This is a genomic window from Sutcliffiella rhizosphaerae (genome assembly GCF_917563925.1).
Taxonomy (GTDB): domain Bacteria; phylum Bacillota; class Bacilli; order Bacillales; family Bacillaceae_I; genus Sutcliffiella_A; species Sutcliffiella_A rhizosphaerae.
Map to the genome: position 1 here is coordinate 52,192 of NZ_CAKJTJ010000008.1, position 25,040 is coordinate 77,231.

The 25,040-nt window shown below is 39.8% G+C and carries 20 protein-coding genes; 3 read left to right on the forward strand and 17 right to left on the reverse strand.

Annotated elements, in window-relative coordinates; translation table 11 throughout:
* The first annotated feature begins 20 nt into the window (after positions 1-20).
* Positions 21-815 (forward strand): flagellar motor stator protein MotA, encoded by a 795-nt coding sequence (motA, locus tag LRP81_RS09510; RefSeq protein WP_230501040.1) that lies wholly within the window; start codon positions 21-23, stop codon positions 813-815.
* The gene (motB, locus tag LRP81_RS09515) at positions 808-1,587 is read left to right on the forward strand and encodes a flagellar motor protein MotB (RefSeq protein ID WP_230501041.1); all 780 of its coding nucleotides are present in this window, start codon (positions 808-810) and stop codon (positions 1,585-1,587) included. Before motA ends, motB begins: the two co-directional genes overlap by 8 nt.
* Positions 1,588-1,784: 197 nt before the next feature.
* Here the strand turns inward: motB and LRP81_RS09520 are convergent, their stop codons facing one another.
* From LRP81_RS09520 to LRP81_RS09600, 17 genes are all read right to left on the reverse strand, one after another.
* On the reverse strand, positions 1,785-2,303 hold the full coding sequence (locus LRP81_RS09520; protein ID WP_230501042.1) for a hypothetical protein: 519 nt from the start codon (positions 2,301-2,303) through the stop codon (positions 1,785-1,787).
* Between the two features lie 133 nt (positions 2,304-2,436).
* A complete protein-coding gene (locus LRP81_RS09525; RefSeq protein WP_230501043.1) occupies positions 2,437-3,792 on the reverse strand; it encodes a GntP family permease in 1,356 nt (451 codons plus the stop codon).
* A 3-nt stretch (positions 3,793-3,795) separates the two neighbouring features.
* A complete protein-coding gene (locus tag LRP81_RS09530; RefSeq protein WP_230501044.1) occupies positions 3,796-4,932 on the reverse strand; it encodes a glycerate kinase in 1,137 nt (378 codons plus the stop codon).
* Positions 4,933-5,067: 135 nt separating this feature from the next.
* Positions 5,068-6,207 carry a CdaR family transcriptional regulator gene (locus LRP81_RS09535; RefSeq protein ID WP_230501045.1) on the reverse strand — a complete coding sequence of 380 codons (1,140 nt, stop codon included), beginning with the start codon at positions 6,205-6,207 and terminating at the stop codon, positions 5,068-5,070.
* Positions 6,208-6,590: 383 nt separating this feature from the next.
* Positions 6,591-7,520 carry an ROK family protein gene (locus tag LRP81_RS09540; protein ID WP_230501046.1) on the reverse strand — a complete coding sequence of 310 codons (930 nt, stop codon included), beginning with the start codon at positions 7,518-7,520 and terminating at the stop codon, positions 6,591-6,593.
* Positions 7,520-9,127, reverse strand: a complete 1,608-nt coding sequence (gene nagZ / locus LRP81_RS09545; protein WP_230501047.1) for a beta-N-acetylhexosaminidase — start codon at positions 9,125-9,127, stop codon at positions 7,520-7,522. The genes LRP81_RS09540 and nagZ overlap by 1 nt, the downstream gene beginning before the upstream one ends.
* Positions 9,124-10,722, reverse strand: coding sequence for a DUF4127 family protein (locus LRP81_RS09550; protein ID WP_230501048.1), 1,599 nt, complete (start codon positions 10,720-10,722; stop codon positions 9,124-9,126). The genes nagZ and LRP81_RS09550 overlap by 4 nt, the downstream gene beginning before the upstream one ends.
* 17 nt (positions 10,723-10,739) lie before the next feature.
* On the reverse strand, positions 10,740-11,828 hold the full coding sequence (locus LRP81_RS09555) for an alpha amylase family protein (RefSeq protein ID WP_230501049.1): 1,089 nt from the start codon (positions 11,826-11,828) through the stop codon (positions 10,740-10,742).
* A gap of 73 nt (positions 11,829-11,901) precedes the next feature.
* On the reverse strand, positions 11,902-13,380 hold the full coding sequence (locus tag LRP81_RS09560; protein WP_230501050.1) for an extracellular solute-binding protein: 1,479 nt from the start codon (positions 13,378-13,380) through the stop codon (positions 11,902-11,904).
* 225 nt (positions 13,381-13,605) lie between these two features.
* Positions 13,606-14,481, reverse strand: a complete 876-nt coding sequence (locus LRP81_RS09565) for a carbohydrate ABC transporter permease (RefSeq protein ID WP_230501051.1) — start codon at positions 14,479-14,481, stop codon at positions 13,606-13,608.
* A 13-nt stretch (positions 14,482-14,494) separates the two neighbouring features.
* Positions 14,495-15,463 (reverse strand): ABC transporter permease, encoded by a 969-nt coding sequence (locus tag LRP81_RS09570; protein WP_230501052.1) that lies wholly within the window; start codon positions 15,461-15,463, stop codon positions 14,495-14,497.
* A gap of 37 nt (positions 15,464-15,500) precedes the next feature.
* The gene (locus LRP81_RS09575; RefSeq protein ID WP_230501053.1) at positions 15,501-17,078 is read right to left on the reverse strand and encodes an FAD-dependent oxidoreductase; all 1,578 of its coding nucleotides are present in this window, start codon (positions 17,076-17,078) and stop codon (positions 15,501-15,503) included.
* Between the two features lie 10 nt (positions 17,079-17,088).
* Positions 17,089-17,949 carry a MurR/RpiR family transcriptional regulator gene (locus tag LRP81_RS09580; protein WP_230501054.1) on the reverse strand — a complete coding sequence of 287 codons (861 nt, stop codon included), beginning with the start codon at positions 17,947-17,949 and terminating at the stop codon, positions 17,089-17,091.
* A 52-nt stretch (positions 17,950-18,001) separates the two neighbouring features.
* Complete coding sequence (locus tag LRP81_RS09585; protein ID WP_230501055.1) at positions 18,002-18,952, reverse strand: acetylxylan esterase; 951 nt, start codon at positions 18,950-18,952, stop codon at positions 18,002-18,004.
* A gap of 21 nt (positions 18,953-18,973) precedes the next feature.
* Positions 18,974-19,690 carry an N-acetylmannosamine-6-phosphate 2-epimerase gene (locus tag LRP81_RS09590; protein WP_230501056.1) on the reverse strand — a complete coding sequence of 239 codons (717 nt, stop codon included), beginning with the start codon at positions 19,688-19,690 and terminating at the stop codon, positions 18,974-18,976.
* Positions 19,691-19,737: 47 nt separating this feature from the next.
* Positions 19,738-20,391, reverse strand: coding sequence for a YesL family protein (locus LRP81_RS09595; RefSeq protein ID WP_230501057.1), 654 nt, complete (start codon positions 20,389-20,391; stop codon positions 19,738-19,740).
* A gap of 192 nt (positions 20,392-20,583) precedes the next feature.
* A complete protein-coding gene (locus tag LRP81_RS09600) occupies positions 20,584-23,457 on the reverse strand; it encodes a family 10 glycosylhydrolase (RefSeq protein ID WP_230501058.1) in 2,874 nt (957 codons plus the stop codon).
* Between the two features lie 361 nt (positions 23,458-23,818).
* On the opposite strand from LRP81_RS09600, the gene LRP81_RS09605 reads away from it, so the two are divergent.
* Entirely contained in the window at positions 23,819-24,934 is a 1,116-nt protein-coding gene (locus LRP81_RS09605) for an SGNH/GDSL hydrolase family protein (protein ID WP_230501059.1), read from the forward strand.
* Positions 24,935-25,040: the final 106 nt, after the last annotated feature.

The window sequence follows — 25,040 nt, forward strand, 5'->3', positions numbered from 1 at the left end:
AGGAGAGATAGGTGAGTTTTATGGATAGAACAACGTTGATTGGTTTAGTTGTCGGATTGATTGCTGTTGGAGTTGGGATGTTCATGAAGGGAGTTAGTCCGGTTGCACTTATTAATCCGGCTGCTCTTTTGATAATCTTGTTAGGTACTGTTGGTGCTGTAGTGATTGCATTTCCTTCAGCAGAAATTAAAAGAGTTCCTAAGCTTTTTGGTATTTTGTTTAAAGAAAAAAAACTAATGAACAAGCTGGAATTAATCAGGACTTTTTCAGAATTGGCTCAAGTGGCTCGAAAAGAAGGATTGTTGGCTTTAGAGCCCTCTACTAATGAAATAGAGGATGACTTTTTAAAGAACGGAATTTCTTTAGTAATTGATGGTCAAAGTGCCGACTTTATTAAAGATGTATTATCTGAGGAAATTGAAGCAATGGAGGAACGTCATAAATCTGGAGCACTTATTTTTACACAAGCTGGAACGTATGCACCGACACTAGGGGTTTTAGGAGCAGTAATCGGTCTAGTAGCTGCTTTGCAGTATATGAATAATATTGATGGGCTGGGACAAGCCATTAGTGCTGCTTTCATTGCAACACTTCTTGGAATTTTCACTGGTTATGTATTGTGGCATCCCTTTGCAAATAAGTTAAAAAGAAAGTCGAAACTTGAGGCTGACCTTAAGTACATGATGATTGAAGGTCTATTATCTATTCAGCAAGGCGAATCACCACGAGTTATTGAAAGGAAGCTTGGCTCTTACTTACCTGCGAACGAGAGAAAGAAAATCCTTGAAGAAAGTGATGAGTTAGCGAATGAGTAGACGTCGAAAAAAGCACGATCATGACGAGCATATTGATGAGAGCTGGCTAATTCCTTACGCCGATTTGCTAACACTTCTTTTAGCATTGTTTATCGTATTATATTCGATGAGTTCTATCGATGCCAAAAGGTTCCAAGCCCTTTCAGAAGTATTTAATGAAGTTTTCACAAAAGGGACTGGCATTCTCGAATATCCAAATCCTATTAATCAGGATGACGCAGTGACCTTCGAGGAAAAAGAAGACCAAGAAGAAACAGAGGAAGAATACGATTTAGAATCTGATATGCTAGAACTAAAAGGCATTCAAGAAAAAATAGACGCTTATATCGCAGAAAAAGAATTAGACGAAATGTTAGAAACAACATTGACCGATGAAGGACTATTACTTTTGATTCGTGATAACGTCTTATTCCGTTCAGGTAGTGATCGAGTTAGAAACGAAGATTTGGTGATCGCAAGAGAGATTTCGAACTTACTAGAAATTAACCCACCAAGAAACATCATCATTAGCGGTCACACAGATAATGTACCAATAAACAATTCACAATTCGCCTCCAACTGGGAACTAAGCGTTATGAGGGCAGTAAACTTCATGAAAATCGTGATAGAAAACGATAACTTAGACCCCCGCTGGTTCAGCGCCAAAGGCTTCGGTGAATACTACCCGGTCGCCACCAATTCTACCGAGCAAGGGAGAGCCCAAAACCGTCGGGTTGAGATTCTGATCCTTCCGAGGAATAAAGGGGACGGCACTGTTGTTTCCATTGATTAACCCAATAGTATAAAGAAAAGGTGAACTCCCACAAGAGTCCACCTTTTTTAGTTGACTTTCATAGTGAGGGATTGTTTATCTTCTAGTGTAGTTCACATTTTTTAGGGGTAGCCTAAAAACACTATCTCCCCAGCTGCCTACCGCTTGTTGAGACTCGCATGTTAGCAAGGATGGTTTTTGTCCATTGAAGGTACAAGTTACCGGTCTAAACTTACCACCGTCGATTTCTTTTTCCTTGAATCTGTGATGCTAATATATATGGTCAAAAGGATGCAGATGAAAAGAATGAAATGAAAAATAGTGTGGAGTGTATTAGGAACGATGCCATTCATTGGTGGTAGGAAGGAGTGGGTATTTCCAAACATTTGATCATATCTTTCGACCCTTTCTGCTGCACCATAACCAAAGAAGTACGGGATCCACCAAGCAAAAAGTGCTCCTACAAAGATAAACATTTGATGGATAATTAACCAGAGCTTGATTAGAAATGGGTATCTTCTCCCTAAAAAATAGAGAACTACCCCGGTTAAAATTAGAAATTGCACAAAACCAACTAGAGTTACGGTGATTAATTCCCCAGTTGTACGATCCTCAGCAATGGCGTAAACATCATTCAGTGAACCTAATGGGACCCAATCCTGCACTATCATAAAAATCAAAATGAAACTAAATCCCGCCAATAACAACTTCTCTGTGAGACGTACCTCTCTTTTCACATTCCACCCCCATATTTTTCCTTATTATACCATGTTCTTTTTAAAGAATTATACTTTTATTATAAAAAATGCTTGAAAGAAAACCGTAAAAATAGGTTTTCTTCCAAGCAATTTATTTTTGGACGCGTAATTTTCACACCAGCAATACCCAAAGGAGTAGGGTAAAAGTGATAGCAGTTACACCTTGGACAAGTGTTGCCATCGTTTGAGCTTTGTAGGCATCCGTGACTTCCATCCCACTGAATTCTTTAACGACCCAGAAATAGCTGTCATTGACATGACTTACTACCATCCCACCTGCACCGATGGACATTACTACTAAAGCTAGTGGAATTGCACCTTCAATTCCTAATTGCGGTAGTAATGGTGCAAAAAGGGCTGAGGTAATAACCATAGATGTCGTGGTAGATCCTTGAGCTGTTTTCAAGGCAGCTGCAATTAGGAAAGGAACTAGTAAAAATAATGCACCTGTTAGCACTCCACCATCTACAAAGCTTTGAATTTGATCTGTTACTGGTGTTGCTCTAATGACAAAGCCAAATGCTCCACCCGCACCGGTAATAAGAAGAATATTTGTCGAGCTTTTCATCCCTTCTCCTACCCAGCCAGTAAGGGTTTCTTCATTCCATTTTGGCATAAGGAAGAAGGATGCTAATACCCCAATTAGAAGAGCTACTACAGGAGAACCTAAGAATGCTAAAGTACTTGCTAATGGTCCTTCAATATTTACGAAACTAGCAATTGTACCTGCAGCAATTAACCCTATCGGAAGTAAAATTGGGGTAAAGGATTTCGCTGTGCTCGGAAGCTCCCCAAATGACTTCACTACGTCTTCATAGTTTAGCTCAAGATCATCTTCACCTTTAATACGAATCTTAGAACCTACTTTTACTGCCCAAATATATCCAACGATTATAGTTGGAATACAAACTAATAAACCGATTAAAATGATTGTGCCTAAGTAATTACTTGCTCCAATGTTACCTGCAGCCGCAATCGGTCCTGGTGTTGGCGGAACCAACGTATGTGTAGCATAAAGCCCTGTTGCCAAAGCTACTGACATTGATGCAAGTGCTACCTTTGCTCTTTTTGCTAACGTCTTTTTCAAGCTTGATAGTATAATATATCCAGAGTCACAAAATACCGGAATACTTACAATTGCACCTATCATCGACATGGCCAACTGTGGGCGTTTTTGGCCGACAATTCGAAGCACTACTTCTGCCATTCTTAAAGCAGCCCCAGATTTCTCTAGAACTGTTCCAATGATAGTACCTGCCACGATGACAATCCCGATACTACTCATTAATCCTCCAAACCCGCCGTTAACAGCATCTACCACTTCATTTATAGGTAGACCTGCAAAAATACCAACGAGAAAAGCAGCAAATAATAAAGACAAAAACGGATTTAGTTTTAATTTTGCTGTACAAAATACGATAAATACAACGCCAAGAAATAATATTAAAAATAATAATGGCCCTTCCATTGGTTAATCCCCCTTTGAATGCAAATGAATAATTTTTGCAAGATTGTATGCTTTTTTATACAAAAGATTTTCTGCATGTAAGATGCAGTCTTCAATCGACATGGGACCAGTTGCAATTGAATCACAGCTTGTGAAATATTCGTATAGCTTCTCGTACCCATCTCCTAAGCTACCTGAAATAAGCATTGCTGGAATATTATTTTCCGATGCAAGTTGCCCAATATATCCAGGTATTTTTCCGTAAAGCGTTTGAAAATCACTTTGGCCTTCCCCTGTGATGATTAAATCTGCATGAGGAATATCTTGATGTAGGTTGGCTGCTTCTGCGATTAATTTAGATCCGGACAGAATGGTTCCACCTATGGATAAAAATGCAAAACCTAATCCGCCAGCAGCACCAGCTCCTTTCATGTTTTGAAAAGTTTTACCCAAGTGCTGTTCGATTAGTGCCCCATACTTACTTAATGAAGCATCCAGCATCTCCACCATTTTCTCATCTGCACCCTTTTGCGGACCAAAAACAGCAGATGCTCCAATCTCTCCACACAGGGGATTTTCCACATCACTTGCAATATCAAATTGACACTCCTTCACTTGTGGATGTATCGTGGAGAAATCCACACTTGCCACTTCTCCAACTGCTGAGCCAAAAGGAGGTACTTTTTTTCCTGCTTCATCTTGAAAGGTTGCACCAAGAGCTTGCAGCATACCTAGGCCCCCATCATTTGTTGCACTTCCTCCTAAACCGATTAAAAACTTTCGATAACCTTGATTAATCGCATCTAAGATTACTTCCCCAATTCCATAGGTAGTTGTATTCAATGGATTGCGTTTGCTCTCTTCCACCATGGGCAATCCAGAGATTTTAGCCATTTCAATTAGAACTGTTTCCTCATCCCCTAATATTCCGTATTCTACAGGTACAGGTTCACCTAAGGGTCCCTTCACCTCTTTTTGTAAACGCTTACCTTTTGTTGAAAATAAAAGCGTATCTAAGGTTCCTTCCCCACCATCAGCCATGGGAACCACTTCGATAGCTGCCTGTGGGAATACTTTTTGAAAAGCATTTTTAATAATGGTTCCAGCTTCCATGGAGGTTAAACTTCCTTTAAAAGAATCGGGAGCGATGATAATTTTCATTTGTTTGTACAACACCTTTTCTCTTATTTATACTATATAAATATTTAATAATATTCTGAAAATAAAAACATTAGATATCCAGCTAAACTTGCAGGAAATTCGACACTTACTTTTGTGCAAATGCACAAAAAAAGCCTAGAACGTTTCTCTAAGCTTATCAAAAATAAGTAAAATATGTAATAGCGCTAACCCGTTCATTGTTTTAGGATGAAGGCCAGTCAATTGCTCAATATTTTCTAGTCGATAATGGAGAGTATTACGGTGGATATGCAGTTTTTTCGAGGTATCATTTATGTTGTGATTGTTTTCTATCAATGCCTCTAATGTCTCCCTTAAATGTAGTGGTAAATTTCCCACTTGATATTGAGCCAAAAATTCTTCTCTAACAGATGGTTTTATTTCATCTAAAAGGCGAATTAACCCCCACGATTGAATTTGGGAGATCGTTTTATCAGTTGAGAATTTATTCATTAAATGCACACACTGTCTTGCTTCCTTATAAGATTCACGTATGCCAATAAGACCAATCTTGCTATTGCCAACTCCTATCTTTAAGGTGGAAAACAACTTAGCATTTAAACCCTTTAATAAACGATAAAAATCGTTTGCCACAGATAATTCATCCGATGGTATCCCGACCACTAGTAGCTCCTCATTTGTGAAGCTAGCAAATGAAATGTCCATTTTGGTTAAGGGAAGAGCGGAAAGAATTGCTTCCTTTTTTTCATTAATTGCCCATAAATCATCGTTTATAGAAGACAGTGTAAATACCTCAAGCACAAGAACCGTATATGCTATTTTTAAGTCAATTTGCAGAAAATGCTTCGCTTCTTTCGTCAATTTTTCCTCATTAAGATCGTTTGTACTAATCAGCTCCATAATCCATGAGTGCATTAGCTGCTGTTCAAAAAATGCATGCTTTTTCAAATAATCCTGCTGAATGATTAGCTCCACTGTAATCTTTGTCATTTGTGCGAGCTGCAATAGCTCTTTAGGATTCCCTGTTATGCCGACAACTCCAATTATTTCATCAAGAAATTCTATCGGTAAATTGACTCCAGGTCTTGTACCAGGCAGCAAAGGTAGTTGTTCTTCAATAATTCGTTCTTTCTTCGACTGCAATACCTCTATAGCCCCGGTATGAATAGTATTCACCCGCTCTTCATCTGAGCTTGCTATTACCATGCCCTTTTCATCCATAATGTTTATATGGTGACCTATCGTTGCTTTTAGTCGTTTAACGATCATTGACGCTACATCACTTGTAAGCTTCATCAGTAATATACTCCTTTGGAGGAAGCTAGAACGAGTCTTCTGCTTCCTTCTTATTTGTCAGATCACTCACTATTAAAATTAGCTATTCTTTTTCCATTTTCCTTAGAGATAGACGAAAAATCAAGCTAACTATCAAATTATAAACATTACTAAAGCCCATTCAGTAAGGATTAAGCTTTCTGAATGGGCTTTAGTAATGTTTGATTATTATCGAGATTGTATTCATATTTATTGCATATACATTGTGATGGCCCATTTATATCGATTTTCCTGTTTTTCGGGTCGTCATCGCTTTTATGAAAACCATTTCCACAGGAATCTCTACATTATTACGCCCTTATCACTTTTGTTCATGAAAATCCTTTTAACAGCTCCAGTCTATCTCAAATACTTTCCTTAAGCATTGCTGCACCAATTAAACCGCTGTTGGCGCTTAGTTGAGATTGTTTTATTTCCACATGGCTAACGAGGGATTGTAAGCCAATTTTGTTTATTTCTTTCTGGAGGAGAGGGATAATCCAATGCCCGTCCGTCATAACTCCACCTCCGAGTAGTATGAGTTGTGGATTAAAGGTGTGAATGAAATTGACAATTCCGTAAGACAGCCCTTTGGTCATGAGTTGAATAACCTCCGCTGCGTTTGGATTGCCTTCCATATATAATCGGAAGACGTCCTGAGCGCTTATTCTATCATTATGCTTTCCTTGTGATACATAAAGGCGCTGCATTCTCTTGGCGATCCATGTCCCGGAAGCGTATGTTTCTAGGCATCCTCTCATCCCACAATTGCATAGTTCTCCGTAGATATTAAGGGAGGTATGGCCGAGTTCTGCTGCTCCTCCCCATTCCCCTCTTAATAGCGTCCCATTTACAAGGACGCCACCACCCACACCAGTTCCCAGTGCTAGACAGATGACATTTCCATATCCCTTTGCAGCTCCGAAAAGATGTTCAGAAATGGTGAGAACATTGACATCATTATCAAGAAAAACAGGCAGATCGGTGTACTCCATTATTGTTTGGCGCAAAGGGATATTATTCCAATCTTGTATATTAGTTGTTCCTGATAGAACAATGCCATGATTATAATCAACCTGACCAGCGGTTCCAATACCAATGCTCTTTAGAATAATTCCATTATCATTTGCCCATGCCATCAGTTCTTCCAATATATTTCTCAATACTTGTAGAATTTCTTTTCTTCCTATCCTAGGAGTCTCTACTATTTTTTTGAATACTACTTCTCCATCCGTTTTTACTACCCCTGCAGCTATTTTCGTACCACCAATGTCGACACCAATACTATACTCCATCAAAGAAGTTCTCTCTGATTTATTCTAGATGGACTAAGGAGCTCTACAGGGGATTTTCCTTTGAAAGCATTAGTTCCTTCCAACAAATCCTTCAATGCTTTCATTACTTCATTTGTATTGCTGTAAGTCATAATATAAGTTCCCAATTCTTTAGGCAGCTCCACCAATATTTGTGGATTCCATAGAGAGACAACGACAATCTTCTTCGTTTTTTGAAACAATGTACGAAATAAATTACTCCAAGAAGAAGAGAGTGTTCTCCGTTCATTTATTAGTAAAAGAACATATTGTTCCTCTTTTATGGAGTAATGCAGGTCACGTATTTCCTGATCAGTTGGTTCAGACTCCTCTAAATAGAAAACATCATACTGGTTAGAATGAAAGACTTGGTGAACAATAGCTTTACGATCTCCTACATAATTTTCATCATTATAGGTTCTTTGACTTATCACTTTTACTTTTTCAGAAGGAGGGAAAGGTAGTAAGTCAAGCAGATCGGAATAAAGGGTAATTCCTTCTATTGCGATACTTTTCATTGTTTCAAAGTAGGAATCCTCACGAAGAGTATCGACATCGATCGTTGGTATCTCACTATTAGGTATCCATTTCTTTTTGACAGTGAGGATTCTCTGAACAACTTCATTTATTTTCTCTTCCTTTATTTCACCACTTTGAACGGCCTGTTCCACTGCCGCCACCATTTTCTCCTGCGCGGCAACATCCCTTCCACATGCCAAAATAATATCTGCCCCTGCTTGCACTGCTTTTACGCTCCCTGTTTCTCTACCAAAAAACTTAGAGATTGCATGCATTTCCATGGAATCTGTCAATATAAGGCCATTGAATTGATACTTTTCTCGCAGTAATTCAGTTAAAAAGAAAGAACTCAAAGTTGCAGGATACTCTGAATCTAGTTTTGGAAAAAGGATATGTCCAGTCATAATTGCTTCCATTCCCGCTTCAATATTTTCTCTAAAAGGTAATAATTCAAAATTATCCAGTTCGTCGAAAGTTTTATCCACTTTCGGAATACTTAAATGAGAATCCAGCTCGGTATCTCCGTGTCCGGGAAAATGCTTTCCAACAGCAAGAATTCCGGCTTTATGATAGCCTTTAATCATTTCTTGACCAAAACGACTTACTTTATGTGGATCTTCACCAAATGATCGAGTACCAATCACTGGATTTTTCGGGTTATTATTAATATCTATATCTGGCGCATAATTCATGTTAAAGCCAAGCTCCCTTAGTTGCTTCCCCATAATATACGCTGCATCAAAAGCATTTTTTTCACTATTAGTAGCTCCAATCAGCATGTTTCCAGGGGATAACACCATTCCATCCCAGAGATAGGAAATCCCTCCTCCTTCTTGATCTATGCCTATCCATAAAGGGGGGTTACCATTTTCTTTTGCCACTTCCTGTATTGATTGATTAAGTCCCAATACTTTTCGTGTATCCTTCAAATTTCGCTGAAAAAGAATAACCCCGCCAACATTCCATTCGACTATGGCCCGTTCAAGCTCTGTCGTCATCGATTCTCCACCAAAAGCAATGATAAACATCTGTCCGATTTTTTCTTTAAGTGACCATGTGGAAGTGTTCAATTCTCTCTCTCCTTCTCCGATAGATTTAACGACCTTACTTCACCATCTTTCACGCTAATGGTAAATCCTACTTCAAACACTCTTCTCCATGGGAGATGGATTTCTTCTAGCATTATTTTCCCTTCAGGAACCTTGGTCAGATTCTTTTTTACAAAGCTATTTAACAAAGTACTGACCTTTTCCGTTATTTGTGGTACCTGATTCTGAAGAAACCTTGGCGTCAATCCCAATTCTGGAAGTAGCTGATAGGATATATACTTTCGGACAATGGACTGGTACCCCCAATCCTCCACTAGTCTTGCATAAAAAAAAGCGCGACTTAATCGTGTATGTAACGGAGGCAATGGTGAATCTTTTTTATAAAAAGAAGATATGATGGCATGAGAGACAACCGTTCCCATCGTATTTCCGTTCGTGTTCCAGCCTGCATAGGCCATTATTTCGTACAATGTCCCCTGCTTTTCCAATAGCTGCAGTAACGAATGATCACCACCATTACATATCGCAACATCCGCCAATGCAACATTTCTACCTTTCGCTATGAAATGTTTCATTGCCTGTGCAAACTCCCTAATATTCACCTCTGAGGAATAGGTCCTGTGCCTGGATTCAAGTGGGTGGCTAGATTCAGCCATATGTTTTTGACCGACTGCAGAAGCATGGACCATCAGAAGCACATCGTTCTCTTTTTCATCAGCTACAATTACTCCACCAGCTGCCGTAATATGTGATTTAATGCTCTCAGAAAGACTCCGGTCTTCATAGCGGGGAATAATAAATGGGCCATTGGTGGAGGAATATCTTACAGAAATTTCTGGCGTATAATTATGCTCAACACAGAAAACTCTTGAAAAAAGAGTACAGCCTATTTCATCCGCACCTGGATAAATGGCCACCTGGTCCAAAAGACTACGGGTGTCGACCTCTATCACCAATTGTCGTTGTTCGATCGCTGTGAATCCATACTCAGAATTGTCATCTAGTGGAATGATCAAATACTCAATGGTGTTATCCTCCACCATTTGGAGTGCTTGTTTTGTCACAGAAAAGTTTTTCATTCTTCTTGAGAAATAATCATTTTTCACTTCGTCCGATAGGGATTCAGTAATTTGGACGAATTCTTTCAGCTCGGACTCAGTTGCTAGGTTTTGTTCCTTCTTATCTGTCAGCCAGCCAAGGCGATATATTTTTTCACCTATCTCTTCATAGTAATCTGGTTCTTCTTCACTACTGTTATAGGCAGGGACACGCATAATCAGGCTGTATCCATATATTTTCAAATTCGGATTCTGAGACTTCAATTCTTGCAATATGGCCAGCCTCTCCATACACTGTTCCATTGAAAGTTTATGCAATCTGGAAGGTACAATCCCTCCGTAAAGAAGCATATCAATGGAGACGATTAAATAATTTGCTGTAAAAGCTTCCTCACGCAACCAATCATGAAGCGCGGAAACCTTTGCTGCTACTTTCATATTTCCAAGAATATCCTTGTTTGGAACTACCATCGTCATATCCGTCATATCAGCAAGCATCTTTGGATAACGTAGATTACATGGCCTCTCATCCAATGGAAGGTAGATGACTTTCTTCATCAGGTATCCCCCTATCTTTATTTTACTAATTTCCACCAATCATACATTTCAAGATATACTGCATCAAATAACATGAAGCTACCATTTTTCCTACCACACATCTCCATTGCCGACAGAAACTGTTTTTCATTCTGCTTGTAATCATGTAGGAAGATGGAAGGGATGATCTGTGTTTCCCCCATCGTTACTTTATTGCTTAAATCTATGGCACCTTCTACGCTTTTCCACTCTTCTAGTCCTTTTTGGAGTGCTTCTTTTCTATAAACATCTGGATAATAACAGCCTGTCATAATAAAATCCAGCTCTTGTGCATACCCTGTTTGCTCATATCCTTGAATGACCCAATCGTAATCTGCCAAATACTCCTTACTTGCCCAATTTACTCCCTCTAGATGAAAATCAGGATACCAAGAGCCGACATACACACCAAAGTTAAGCTCTTTTACAGGTTGGGAATTCTTCACTATCTGCTTCGCTTTTAGAACAAAATCATAGATGGTTTGTGCTCTTTTCTTTACCTCATTTTTATACTCAAGGCTTGTTCTTTCCATGAACTCTGCTCCATCCTTTGGATAGCGGCATCGATCTAAAATGACAGCATCCAAAAATCGACCATAGTTCTTAATAAATTCTCGCATAATATTAAGCTCGTATTTTTGAACTATTTCCAATTCCGGATTTACAAATATCGAATGCTCCCTTTCTTTAGCAGTTATCTTCCCATCTTTTATTGCCCTTTGCTGGTAGCTTACTAGCCAGTCAGGAGCAATGGGTGGAGCAACAAAATCCCCTACCTTACCTTCTCCAAAAACGTCGAGTTTCAAAATAGCTTTTAATCCGTAATGGTTTATTAGCTCCAACATAATGAAAACATAATCTTTGTCCTTCCACGTTTTAAAGCGTTCCCACTCTCCGATGGGAGGGGCATATGAACTTTTTCCTGTCACATAACCATAAGGAGTTTTTGCGTCTATTACTACATGAGTAAAGCCTGCTTTTTTGGCATTTATTATGTACGTTTCACGTTTCTCTTTATCAATAAGCGAATTAGCATTAGCCATAAAGTCTATCCATAACACTTTTGCATGTTGAAGCGCTTCAGACATTCTATGTCACCTACTCTCTTAAAAAGGAGGGGGACAGGCCACCTGATGGTAAACCTCTCCCCAGATATATGAATTATTGTTCCTCAAACCATTCGTTTACTTCATCAGTCCATTCTTGACCGCCTTCTTTGTACCATCTCTCAACAAAATTATCAAAAGCGCTGATAGGCTGATTTCCTGCAATAATGTTCGCAAATATTTCATCTTCCATGGACTTTAGTTGCCCGCCATATTGCCCGCTTGCACGGGTTGGAGGTCCATTATATTCAGAAACCATGGCATGGTCGGCAATTTTCATTACATTATCATTCAACTTGAACTCAAGCCCGAGAGAATCTAGTCTAATCTTAGTCGTTTCTGGATCCAAAGGCTCAACTGTCGTATACATTTGACGATAGAGGTGCTCATTATGCTTTTCGAAATCTGTGGTTGCCACTCCATCCTGTATGCTCCAAACATCATTTTCAAAACCTAAGAAAATATCGCGGAATCCATCTGACACAATGAAATCTAAATACTTTACGACAGCTGCTGCATTGTCACTTGTTACAGGTACAGCATTGTAGCCACGAACTAGCGCGCTTCCTGACGTACCTGAATGTCCATTAGGACCTACTGGGTATTCCAATGCTTCCCATTTTGCATCAGGATTGTTTTGTTGGTTTGTCAATATTGGACCACGAGTATCCCACCAAGCAGCAGTAAACAAACCGACTCGATCATTTGCTACTTTTTCACCTAGAACTTGTAAGCTATTGGATGGGAACTCCTTGTCAAGTAGTCCTTCATCGTACAATTCTGCTAGGAATTCCAATGCTTCCTTCATTTCAGGAGCTGTACTTGAATAAATAAGTTCGCCATCCCTTTCCACCCATTGATTACGCTGGATACCAAACGCACCAAGGATTGGAGAAATACGTCCAAGTGCATCTGTCATGATAAAGCCTGCATTATTCTTTTGTTCTTTAAATTCTCTTAATACATTTACATATTCCTCAAGAGTCTCTGGCTTTTCTAGCCCTAATTCATCCAACCAGTCTTGACGCACATACACAATTTCGGACCCTTTTTCTTGAAGGATATGAGGTATAGCATAAATCTCACCATCCACCGTAACTGCCGCCCATGCCTCTTCTGGAATTAATTTTTTCAAATTTTGCCCATACTGTTCAACAATTTCTGTTAGAGGTGTTAACGCTTGCTGATTAACATAGTTCACGAACCAAGTGGCATCAGGACTATAAATCATATCCGGTAAATCATTACTTGCCATCAAGACATTCAAGCGCTCCATATACCCTTCTGCAGGCGGAACCTGAACCGTTACATCTATTCCTGTGTTTTCTTCAATGTAATCTAAATATGGATTTTTATTTTCATCCATATCACTAGGGAAATTTCGGCCATAGTTGTTAACAACGATTTCGATTTCTGCACCTTCCAAATCCTCTGCCTCTTCACTACTTGACTCCTTGGAACAAGCAGCGGCAAATAGCATCGCTGCTGCAGAACCTACAAGCAACCATTTCTTTGTTCTTTCAAACCCCTTCATGAATCGTTTCCCCCTTTGGAAATTTAGTTAGGCTATCAGGATCTTTTCTTCCTAGGAACGACGCACCATCCAGTAATATGCTATTTTATATTGGCATCTTCCTTATCCCCCCATTAATCTAGTTTTATTAAAAGACCTCTTCGCAAAATAATAACGGTGGCTGAAGGTTTGGCTCTCCTTGCGAAAAGGGCCAATTAAAAGTGTTCATATTCCGTAAGCAAACTATTAGCCTTTTACAGAACCAAGCATGACTCCTTTGACAAAATACTTCTGCAAAAATGGATAAACAATCAATATTGGAATCGTGCTTGATATCAAGGCAGCTGCTTTCAACGATTCGTTTGCCAATAATTGTTGTTCAAAATTATCCCGGAGATTGATTTCAGATTGGTCAAACTGAATGAGTTCACGCAGGTACACCTGAAGCGGATACAAGCTTCGATCATTGATATAGAGTACTGCATCAAAAAATGAATTCCAATGAAAAACTGCATGAAATAGACCGATTGTTGCGATAACAGGCATCGATAGTGGTATTACTATTTTAAACAGAATGCCAATATTGGAGGCACCATCCATCTTTGCGGATTCCTCCAGTTCTGCTGGTACGCTTTGAAAGAAATTTTTAACAATAATTAAATTAAATGCACTGATGGCAGTGGGAATGATATATGCCCAAAATGTATTTAACAATCCTGTTTCCCTCACCACGAGATATGTAGGTATCATCCCACCACTGAAGAGCATCGTGAAAACGACCATAAACAAAATGATACCTCTTCCTTTGATATAGGTTTTAGATAATGGATAGGCCATTAGGCAAGTGAGAAATACGTTAATAAAAGTCCCCACAACCGTTCTTGCCACACTTACTCCAAATGCGCGGAGAAAGTGCTGATCCATAAAAACCTCTTTATATGCCAGAAAGGTTGTTTCAATTGGAAGGAAAATGACCTCCCCCGAAACGATTGCCCGCTGGCTGCTCAAGGACTGGGCGATTACATGTAGAAAGGGAAAAAGACATAATAGTGCAAAGCCACCCAGAATCAGATAGTTAAAGATGGAAAAAGCCTTTTCTCCTTTAGTTTGCATTACTGCCATTCCAGGCACCTCCTTACCATATGCCGTTTTGTCCCAGTTTTTTTGCGATTTTATTTGCAGCAACAACTAGGATTAAGGCAATCACTGATTTAAAAAGTCCGACAGCCGTTGTATAGCTGAATTGCCCCTGTGTGACACCGACACGGTACACATAGGTTTCAAAAACATCTCCCACATTGTAAACAAGTGGGTTTAGCAAAATGAACACTTGCTCAAATCCAACTTCAAGAATATTTCCCATCTGAAGGATAAATAGAATGACGATGGTTGGTAGGAGACTAGGAAGCGTAATATGCCATGTCTGTTGCCATTTGCTTGCTCCATCTACCGTAGCGGCCTCATATAGCTGAGGGTTTATACCTGCAAGCGCCGCTAAGTATAGAATCGTTCCCCAACCTACACTTTTCCAAAGATCACTAGTTACTAAAACTGTACGGAACCAGCTATCATCAGCGATAAAATAGATAGGTTCAAATCCAAGGAACTGAATAAATGTGTTCACAATTCCGGTTGAAGGTCCTAGCAGATTCATCATAATTCCACCGACAATGACCCAAGACAAAAAGTGAGGCATATAGATGATAGTTTGGACGGTGCGTTTATACATCATATTTCTCAATTCATTTAACATAAGTGCAACAATAATTGGGGCAGGAAATCCCCAGAATAGCTTGTATAGGCTGATTAATAAGGTGTTGGAGAATATTCGGTAGAATTCCTCTGACTGAAACATCCTTTCAAAATGCTTGAAACCAACCCATTCACTACCTTGGATACCAGCAAAAACACTGTAGTCCTGAAATGCAATAACAATTCCCCACATCGGGACGTACTTATAAATGATAAAAAATAATATTCCTGGAATCATCAACAGATACAGATCCCAATACTTGAGAAACACATTTTTAGGTTTTACTTTTGGGTTTACCTTCTTCTCGAAATTTGTTTGCTTTGTCGTTTCTAGTATGGTGTCATTTGACATGATTAAGAACCTCCTTTCTTGCCAAGAAAATAACCACCTAAACAGAATGAGTGACTGGCCAGGAAAGCTCGACCCCTTCTTTTACAAGAAGCTGCTGGAAATCCTGCAGTAACCTTTCGCTATTACGGACTTGGCGCGGAGTATACCCTTTTTGTATGCAGTAAGCGGCCAGAAACCCACTAGCCTCGCCAATGTTCCATTCGACTGGATGAAGCCGATAACAGCCATTAGTGATATGGGTAACACCTAAATTTTTTGAGGCAGGTAGCAGATTGTTTACCCTAACTGGGATAAGGCTTCCAAGTGGTATTTGAAAAGGAAGACTAGAGATATCCACAAAACTCTTCCCACCTGTGCTTGGATGTAGATCTATTCGATAACAGCCAATTCCTACAGAGTCTAAGAACCTTTCTGCACCATGTTCTCCACGTACTGCTGTGCTTATATGCTGTTCCAATACGGTGAATTCCGCTTTAATTCTTCGTGATTCACGAATGTAAGGATACATAGCCAGGCCATCCTCTGTTCCTACAACATCTGGACGAAGACGGAGTCCAGGGTAACCCTCTTTCCCATCTGGTCTAGGTGCCTCCGTTTGCATCCAATAAAGGAGGGATAGACTAAGCTGTTTTGCCCCTTCTAGATGGGTCCGTCGTTCCTCCTCACTCACATCGATAATAGGACCAAGCCAGTAATCATTTTGCGGCCAATTGATTAATGAAATGTCCCCTTCATAAAGGTTGTCTTTGAACAATGATTTATCTATTAATCTTCGATACTCCCATAACGAGAATTTTCCTTTTTCCTGAAAAAAACCATAAGTATTTGGTTCGAGTGTGATAGGATTGACAGCGGTCCAATCCAACTGTTTAGTTGGCCAAAATTCAGCCTGATAGTTTTCCCAAAAATCGTAGCGCTCTGGCTTTTCAATGGTAAAATCCTCACCTTCTATATAATCCAGTGCAAAGCAATGAGTAATGGCCTGCATATCCAAAGGATCCGCGTTTCCTTGTTTCGCATGAGGCTCCCCTGTTTCTTGTTGTGATTCCGCCCCTGTCACATATTCCACTCCTGCAAGAGGAAGTAAGTCTCCGCAATCTGTCGCATCAAGGAAAAATGGTGCCGAAAGGGTGTATTTTTGCTTCGTTTGGAGATTTTCGGCTACCACCATCCTGATCTCATCCCCATCAGCTTCCGCTGACAACGCTTTTGTTTCGGTTAAGACGATTACTTTCCCGCTATGTATATAAGGTGCCAGCATTTCAAGAAGTACGGCTAATGACACACGCGGTTCATGAGAAATTCTGCTGACGATGGCATTCCCAGGATTGAAGTGCGGCATCGCTCTCGCTTTATCATTTAAGGGTAAGTGAGAGAAATAATAGTTTCTAACTTTATTGCGATACGTTCTATAACTTCTTGTACAGCCGAACTGTTCAATCCAACGATGTTCATCTGGGGGGACAGCTTGATTGGTTAACTGGCCACCAATCCATCTCGTTTCCTCTGTCAAAATGACGCGACAACCAGATTTTGCAGCAGCTAAGGCTGCGGAAACTCCACCTGTACTTCCACCAATAATGATAATGTCTGCAGAAAGTTCCTTGTTTTTCATACAGGGCCTCCTAATACAATTTATCCGATACAGCTTTTGCTGTTTTTTGGAGTGCCAGCAGAGACTTATCTTTTTGTTGTCGTTCAATGTATCTAGTGAGCATATCTAAAACATGCATCTGTGAAATAAGTGATGAAAAAGCTCCGCCGTGGAGTGGATCTTCTACTCCTGATGTCAACAGTGCCACATCTCCATGCTTGGTTACTGGAGATTTCATATGATTAGTAATACAAATAATATAAGCCCCATTTGATTTCGCTATTGCTATGGCATCCACGAGATCCTTCGTACTTCCCGAAGTAGAAAGGCCGATGACCACATCACCCTTTCTTACAAGGGAACAATTCATCGCAATAACATGGGAGTCGGAAGCACATTCCGCATGATATCCTAAACGCATAAACCTATATTGTGCTTGCTGGGCCATAATTCCTGATGCCCCAACTCCAAACAAATATATTTTATTGGCAACAATAATTTTATTGGCTGCTTCCTCCATTGATTCGGGATGCACCAAACTTACCGTATTCTGTAAGGTTGCCTTGTTTTCGGCTGTTACCTTTTGAGCCAATAGAAACATGCTGTCATCGTCCTGAACCTCGCCATATTCTTGTATGGTGGATTCGGTACCATTTTGTGCAACTGCCAGCTTGAAATCCTGATACCCGCGATAACCAAGCTTTCTGCAAAAACGAATAACGGTTGTTTCTCCTACCCCAGCGTGTTCGGATAAATCTGAAACAGACCAATAAACAGCCTCCTTTAGACGGTTTCTCACCACCTCTGCTACTTTCTGCTCTGATTTTGTCAAAGACTGAAAAATACTAGTTATCATTACATCTGGATTCATCGGATAATTTACTCTGCTCATTTAAATTTTCCACCTTCTATTTAGTCTGACATCCTGTATCGTGATTGATTGCTTATAAATGCTCATTTACGTAAGCTAGTGTCTTGTCAAGATGCTCGATAATTGCCATATCATGACCCGAAAAAGGAAATACCTCTATTGATTTTGGTGCTTTAATTGAGTTATAAACCCCGAAAATGGACATCGGAGGGCAAATCAGGTCTTTAAGACCCACCGTCATTCTTACTCGGCACTTGATACGTTCGCAAAGATTTAAATTATCAAAGTATGTGAGCGTAGTGTAGACCTTTTCTATATTCTCAGGATGCCGATGTAGAAATTGTTCCACCACCGTAAGGGATCCTTCAAATTTTAGCTTCATGGCAAGAGGAATATCACACAGGTTGGGAACATCAGCCACCGCTAGTTTCGGACGATCGTCAAGTGCGGCAACAGCAAGAGCGATTCCACCACCCATACTTGCTCCCATTAGAGCGATCCGTTCTTTATCGACTTCCTCCCTATTACAGACGAAATCAATTGCCTTTACCCCGTCCATAAATACTTTTCGATAATAATACTCTTCCTTATCAAGTATTCCTTTTGTTACCCATGTCCCCATCTCGTCAGAAGTGTACCGAGAGTAATCCCCCGTCCTACCTTGGCCACGACAATCGACAGCTAACACCGCATAGCCTTGAATCAGCCATTTCATATAGTGAGAAACAGAATTTTTATGTCCTGCATAACCATGAAAAATGATGATACACGGCACCCTCTCCTCTATTTTTGCAGGAGTAATGTAAAAAGCTTTTATGGGTGTATCGTCAAAGCCGTGATAGCTCACATCATAGGCGTTGATTTGTTTAATGGGATAGCTTATTCGCTCCACTTTTTCATGAAGGGCACAGCCTCCTACTTCTTTCAGAGTCTTTTCCCAAAATTCATCGTGGTCAGGTTGTTTAGTCAAGGACGGAGAATATGATTCCAGCTGTCTTCTCGTCTCTTCTATATGCCGTAACATTCACTTCCTCCTTGCTAATTTTTATATTTTCTTTTCTGAAATTTTTACTGCTGTTCTTCTAATCGCATCGTGAAAATATTTGGTTACGATTTGTGGTCTTGTAATGGCTGTACCTACTACAACTGCATGTGCTCCAAGGCGTAGTGCCTCAGCAGCTTCATCAGGAGTTTTAATATTCCCTTCCGCTATAACAGGCACCTTACTAGCTTTTGCTAATTCCTCAATAAGCGGTAAATCCGGGATTAGGCGGTTTTTCGTATAGGGGGTATAGCTTGATAATGTAGTAGAAATCATATCTACACCGGCCCACGCAGCCGCTATCCCTTCTTCAAAATTTGACACATCTCCCATTATCAAACAATTGCTGTGGTCTCGTATGTATGCAATCATCTCACCGAGTGCCTCTCTATTTGGTCGAGATTGACTAGTTGCATCCAGTGCTATCACCTCTACTTTTGCATCCATCAATGCTTGTAATTCTTTTTTTGTTGGTGTGATGTAAACTGGAGAATTAGTGTATTCTTGTTTAATTAATCCGATAACTGGGAGGCTTGTGGCTGCTTTAATCGCAAGAATGTCCACTACCCCGTTTGCCCTAATTGCCTTTGCCCCGCCAATTTTTGCTGCAAGTGCCATTTTTGCCATCGTTTCTGGACCATGAAGAGGTTCCTCAGGGAGTGCTTGGCAAGAGACAATTAATTCTCCTTTTATTTTGTTGAAGAAATCTTTATATGCCATTTTTTCACATCCTGTTATATAGTGAGACTACTTTTAAAACAAATATGCTAATCCACCGTCCGAAGGGTGCTGGCCGACGAGGAATCAGTAAGCGCTTCCATTTTAGAAAAAGTCCGATAACTAATAAGCATAAGAATATAGGTTATTGCACTACCAGAGAATAAGGGGATAAGACCTGGAATTGCCCTCAAAAGGATTCCTGCTCCTCCTAATACCAAGAGAAACGACACGACTACAAGTGGATTCATAAGCATTATCAAAAGTGTAGATCTGAAATACTGCCACCATTTTAATTGGTAATGAACATAGACTGGGAAGAGAAAAATACCGAGAAGTAGGTAAATACCAGTTAAAACCCAAAAGAAGTAGTAAAGAAAAAGTAAAAAAATGGTGTGGGGGGACGAAAAGTAAAGAATATCAATATAAAGGATTAGACCTGCTGCATAATAGGTGATGCCTATGAGGTTCGTCTTTACGAATTCCCTTTTATAGGTGTTCCAAAATGTACGGAAGACAGGCTCATCCACATTACCTTGCACCCATTGCCTAATTAGAGTAAACATCGCAACCGTTGAAGGAAAAAAACCGAAAATTCCTAAACCTAGTAGAATAAAAAATATCCACAGTATATTCACATACGCAAGCCTTGCAAACATTAAGCAAAACTTATAAAAACCGTCCATATAGGAGTTATTGGGCAAAAATATCGCCTCCTAGTAAGGAATTCCATCTTACTGGTGGAATTATCCTCCTAAATTTTATATTTTTATTGGAGTATACCTCCATAATAAGTGCCCACAAATCTTTTGTAAAGTATTTATTTAGTTTATTCTGAAAATTAACAAAATAAAAGGCATCCACAGTTAGCAAACCTGGATGCCTATAAGTAGCTTTTAGAGAAGATTCTCTAAAAGCTCTATGATTTCTCTAGCATGTTCTTCTTCCACATGTTTACCTGCATGTTTATCAAGCTGCTGTATTACTTTTTTAACCGAATCTTTGTAAAGCTTTTCTTCCTTTAACGCTTTTTGTTCGTTTCCGTTATTTCTATGCTCCAACATTTTGTGATAGTGACGCTCCGCATTGTTCAGCTGTGTCACAAGTGCAGTTCGAATTCCTCTATTACTTACAAACTCTTGGATGAGATCCTTTGCTTCCGTCACTGTCTCAAGGACATCTAGCTCGACTCTTTCGATACTTATTGTTTTCTCATGTGTGACCATACCATCCACAAGGACTATTATTCTCACGTCATTTTCTCCAAGTTCCAAAGTAAGCGGAGTCGAGAATACTCCATTGCCCCCCACTTCTACAATGGCATCATTTACTTTAACTGTCGCATGTCCTGTTCCTACTACTTGCACATTTCCAGTCAAGGTAATTTCATCCCTGGTAAATGATTTGCCGTCATAATCTAGATAACCACGCAATAAAGCTGCTCGGACATCATCCCCAACATTGTATGCGTTTGCTACCCGCTGCCTTCTTTCCCTGACCCCGGAAGCATCGGCAGCTGAAATGACAAATCCACCTTCTGGAATCACGCTATTGTTATCTTCAACATTCACCCAGCTCCAATTCACTGCCTGCTGCTTGTTTACCATTTTTATCACTTTTCCATTTTCATCAATAATTGCTTCCACACCCCATTTATTCGTTCCTGTTGAATATCCGAAGGAATCAGAATAGACGTTAATGTTATCCTCATTACGGTTGACATTGTAAAAATCAGCGTGAATCGGTTTGGTAATATCGCCTGGATCACTAATTCCGATTTCGTAATCCTTTACATATTCCTCATCATTGATGGATGCTTTTATTACCGGAAAGTTTGCCTGTGAGTAGTCAAAAATCATCAAGCCTGCAGAGTTCTGTAAACCAGCTTGGAATACTTCCCGTTGCAGTGTTGGTTCTTGGTGATTTGCAAGTGCCATACTTGCATATACAGGGAGATCCCCATTCATCAAAACATTGCCAAGAGTAATGTATTTCTTAACCTCAGCGGCTGTATTTTGATACGTACCTATCATTAGAAAGTCGAGGTCATCCGTGTAGCCAAATTGGGCATAATCTGCCGTATAAAGGCTGTCATTAGGGAATTTTAGCCTTGGATTATACTCAAAGTTCGGGCTTGCCCAGTTCACTCCATTCAAGTAATAGGAATCATACCATGAGCCAACGTATGATGATATTTGAATATCCTTTTCACTTTCAACATTGTATTCGTCTACTACTTCACGTAACTGGCTTGTAAAGCTTTTAATCACACTTGCCCGGTACGTAAACCATTCATTAATCAGCGGTCCATCTACTCTTCTATTTCCGTCATACGTAAAAACATCCGCTGGCCAACTAGTCAGTCCCTTTCCACGTTCAGCAAGAAAATCCTCAAATTGTGCTTTAGATATATCACTAAAGTCAGCAAAATAGTTGTCATAACGCCCTCTATCAAGAATAACTCCATCCACTTCATAATTTTTAATAATCTCTTCAAATGTCCTTAACTGATAATCCACCACATCCGGATTGGCTGGGTTTACAAACGCCACCAGCGCCCCATTTTTCCCATAATGGCTCTCTCTTAACCGTTTAATCTCTCCTCCATCTTCAGGACGGTATATTTTTTCTTCCCAATCAAGATGATCGTCCAAAACCGCATATTCATCAAAGGCAATGGAGCCTTCCGCAAACACATTGGCTGCAGCATGAACAGTCAATCCTAGACTGTGAGCATGAGTAATGAATTCTTGGAGCAGGTCAAGATCAGGGTTTGCACCAGCTCTTGCCGAAGCAGTCATTTCACTTACATAAGGTCTATTTGTCAGGTCATTCCTTTTGTAAGATACAAAGCCTTCCACACCTTTGACATCTAGTGCAATTGCTGTCACACCAGCATCCTTGGCTAGTACAAGCATGTCATATATACTTTGTGAGCTTTGGAATTTCCGAGCATTTGCAGCCTGGTCAACCCATAGAAAAACGTCCTTTTTTTCTTCCACATAATCCTTATAAAAAACAACGAGTGATTCTGTCGCATGAAGCGTTCCGTCTTTATATATAGTTAAGTCGATATAGTTTGTCTTGGAGCTTAACGGATATTGGAAAGCAAATGTTCCATCCGCGCTAACTTCAACCTCCTCGTTATTTACACGTAGAAGATAGGTTTCTCCTTGCTCGAAATTGCGTATACTTCCGGTGATTTCTGTAGTTGGTTCTGTTACAGTGTAGAGGGATTCATTATGGAGGTTAATGCCGGGAATTAGCCCATCCCCTGTCATAAATTCAGTGATGGGAACTACCTCTCCATTTTTTCTAAGCTTGATTATATCCCCTTCTGTAAAATTCGCTGCTAGAAATTTCCGATAATCCTTGTTGGCCCAAGAATCATCATGAGCCAATAGTAAATATCCACCTTCTGGTATTTCCACCATTTGCTCTGGCTCCCAAATAGGAACCTCTCCATTAATAGATGGGCTAACAACACGAAGCACTTCATTATTCGGGCTCACGATAACAGCCACCCATAAACGCTTGACTAGTATTTCACGAGCAAACTCAGAGGTGTAGAGTCCGATAAAATCTGCTTTTCCTTCAAAGCTTTCATCAATAAAGGTAATCTGTTTCATTTTCCCTACTGGATCAATTGTAATATCTTCCGGGGCAGCTTCCACTTCAATGACATCATCGTCAGCAGAAGGTTGACTAACTGGAAGAAGTGAGAGTACTAATGTCAGAGCAAACAAGACTTTTATCCATTTTTTCCACATTCCTTTTTACCTGCCTTTTTCATAATTTTCAATGGGCAAGAGCTACAGATTGCTAGATTCGTTTTGTTTGAATGTTTTCACCTCCATACGTAATTGAGATAGGACCCTATCGAAAAAGCCTGTTGGCGTTTTTCTAATGTAAACGCTGTCATTATTGAGTAAAATGGAATCTGCGATGAGGACATCTGGCATAGATTGAAGGTATATTAGTACTTTTTTGTGGAGGAATCTTCCTTTTTTCTGTACATTTCTGAAAGATGACTCCATAATATAAAATAGTTGTCCTTTTGTAAAGTTAATATTCTAAAAATTCAGTAAACTAGTTCGAAGGAATTACTAATTTAAAGGAGTGAGAGAGAAGATGACAAATGATAAGGAACAAGTTTCCCAGCTTGACCCTGACATGAAAGTTTCTGAAATGAATGGCAATCGCATTGTATGGCATAACCCAATAAATACCCCTTTTGAAATAAACGGTTTCGCATGGTTTGATCAAGAGAAAACCTTCAGACGGCTACCCAAATCACCAGAATGGAAAATCCCCCCAGCTGTAGATATGCTAGCAAACCACACATCAGGAGGACAAATTCGCTTTCAAACAGATTCGACTGTAGTGGCAATTAAAGTTAAACTCCGTGCAAAAGCAGATATGAGCCATATGCCAGCATCTGGTCAATGTGGTTTTGACTGTTATTTAGGTCCAGTAGGAAAAAAACATTTTATCAATGTTACAAAATACGACCACACCCTCCAAGCTTACGAACTACCTCTTTTGGAAAGAAAGGAAAAGGATGTGTTGGAAATAACTTTGAATTTTCCACTTTATCAAGGTGTAGAGGAAGTGTTCATTGGATTAAATGAACACGCAAACATTTTCGCACCACCACCATACGAAAGTAAAAAGAAAATCATCCTGTACGGAACTTCCATTTTGCAAGGTGGCTGTGCTTCCAGACCCGGAATGTCCTATACCAATATAATTAGTAGAAACATAAATATGGAGTTTATAAATCTAGGCTTTTCTGGAAATGGGAAAGGGGAGGCTAGTCTAGCAAATGTGATTGCCACGATAGAGAATCCAGCATGCCTTGTGCTAGATTATGAACCAAATTGTGAAAGTACCGAGCTTTATATGGCTACTTTACCTAAGTTTATACGGATTTACAGAGAGAAGCATCCGAACGTACCAATTGTGGTCGTTTCCAAGTTCCCTTATGCGCGGGAGTTTGCAAACCCAGATTGGGAGGAAGAACGTTTAAAGCGATTGGTATTTCAGAAAAATTTAGTTCATCAGCTTCAAGCTGCAGGAGACCAGCATATCACCTTTTTCGACGGCACCAATATACTCGGGAAATATACAAACGAAGGAACCGTTGACGGCGTTCACCCAACAGATTTAGGATTCATGTGTATGGCAGAAAAAATGGAGAAGGTAATTAGAGGGATTATTAATTTAAGGCATAGTACATACAACTAGAAAAGTTGGCACATACAAACACATTCTGAATTTCCTTTGACCAGAATACTTTTGTCCCAACTTCTTTTTAGGTGTATACTTTAATTATTGAAAATTTTAAAAAATC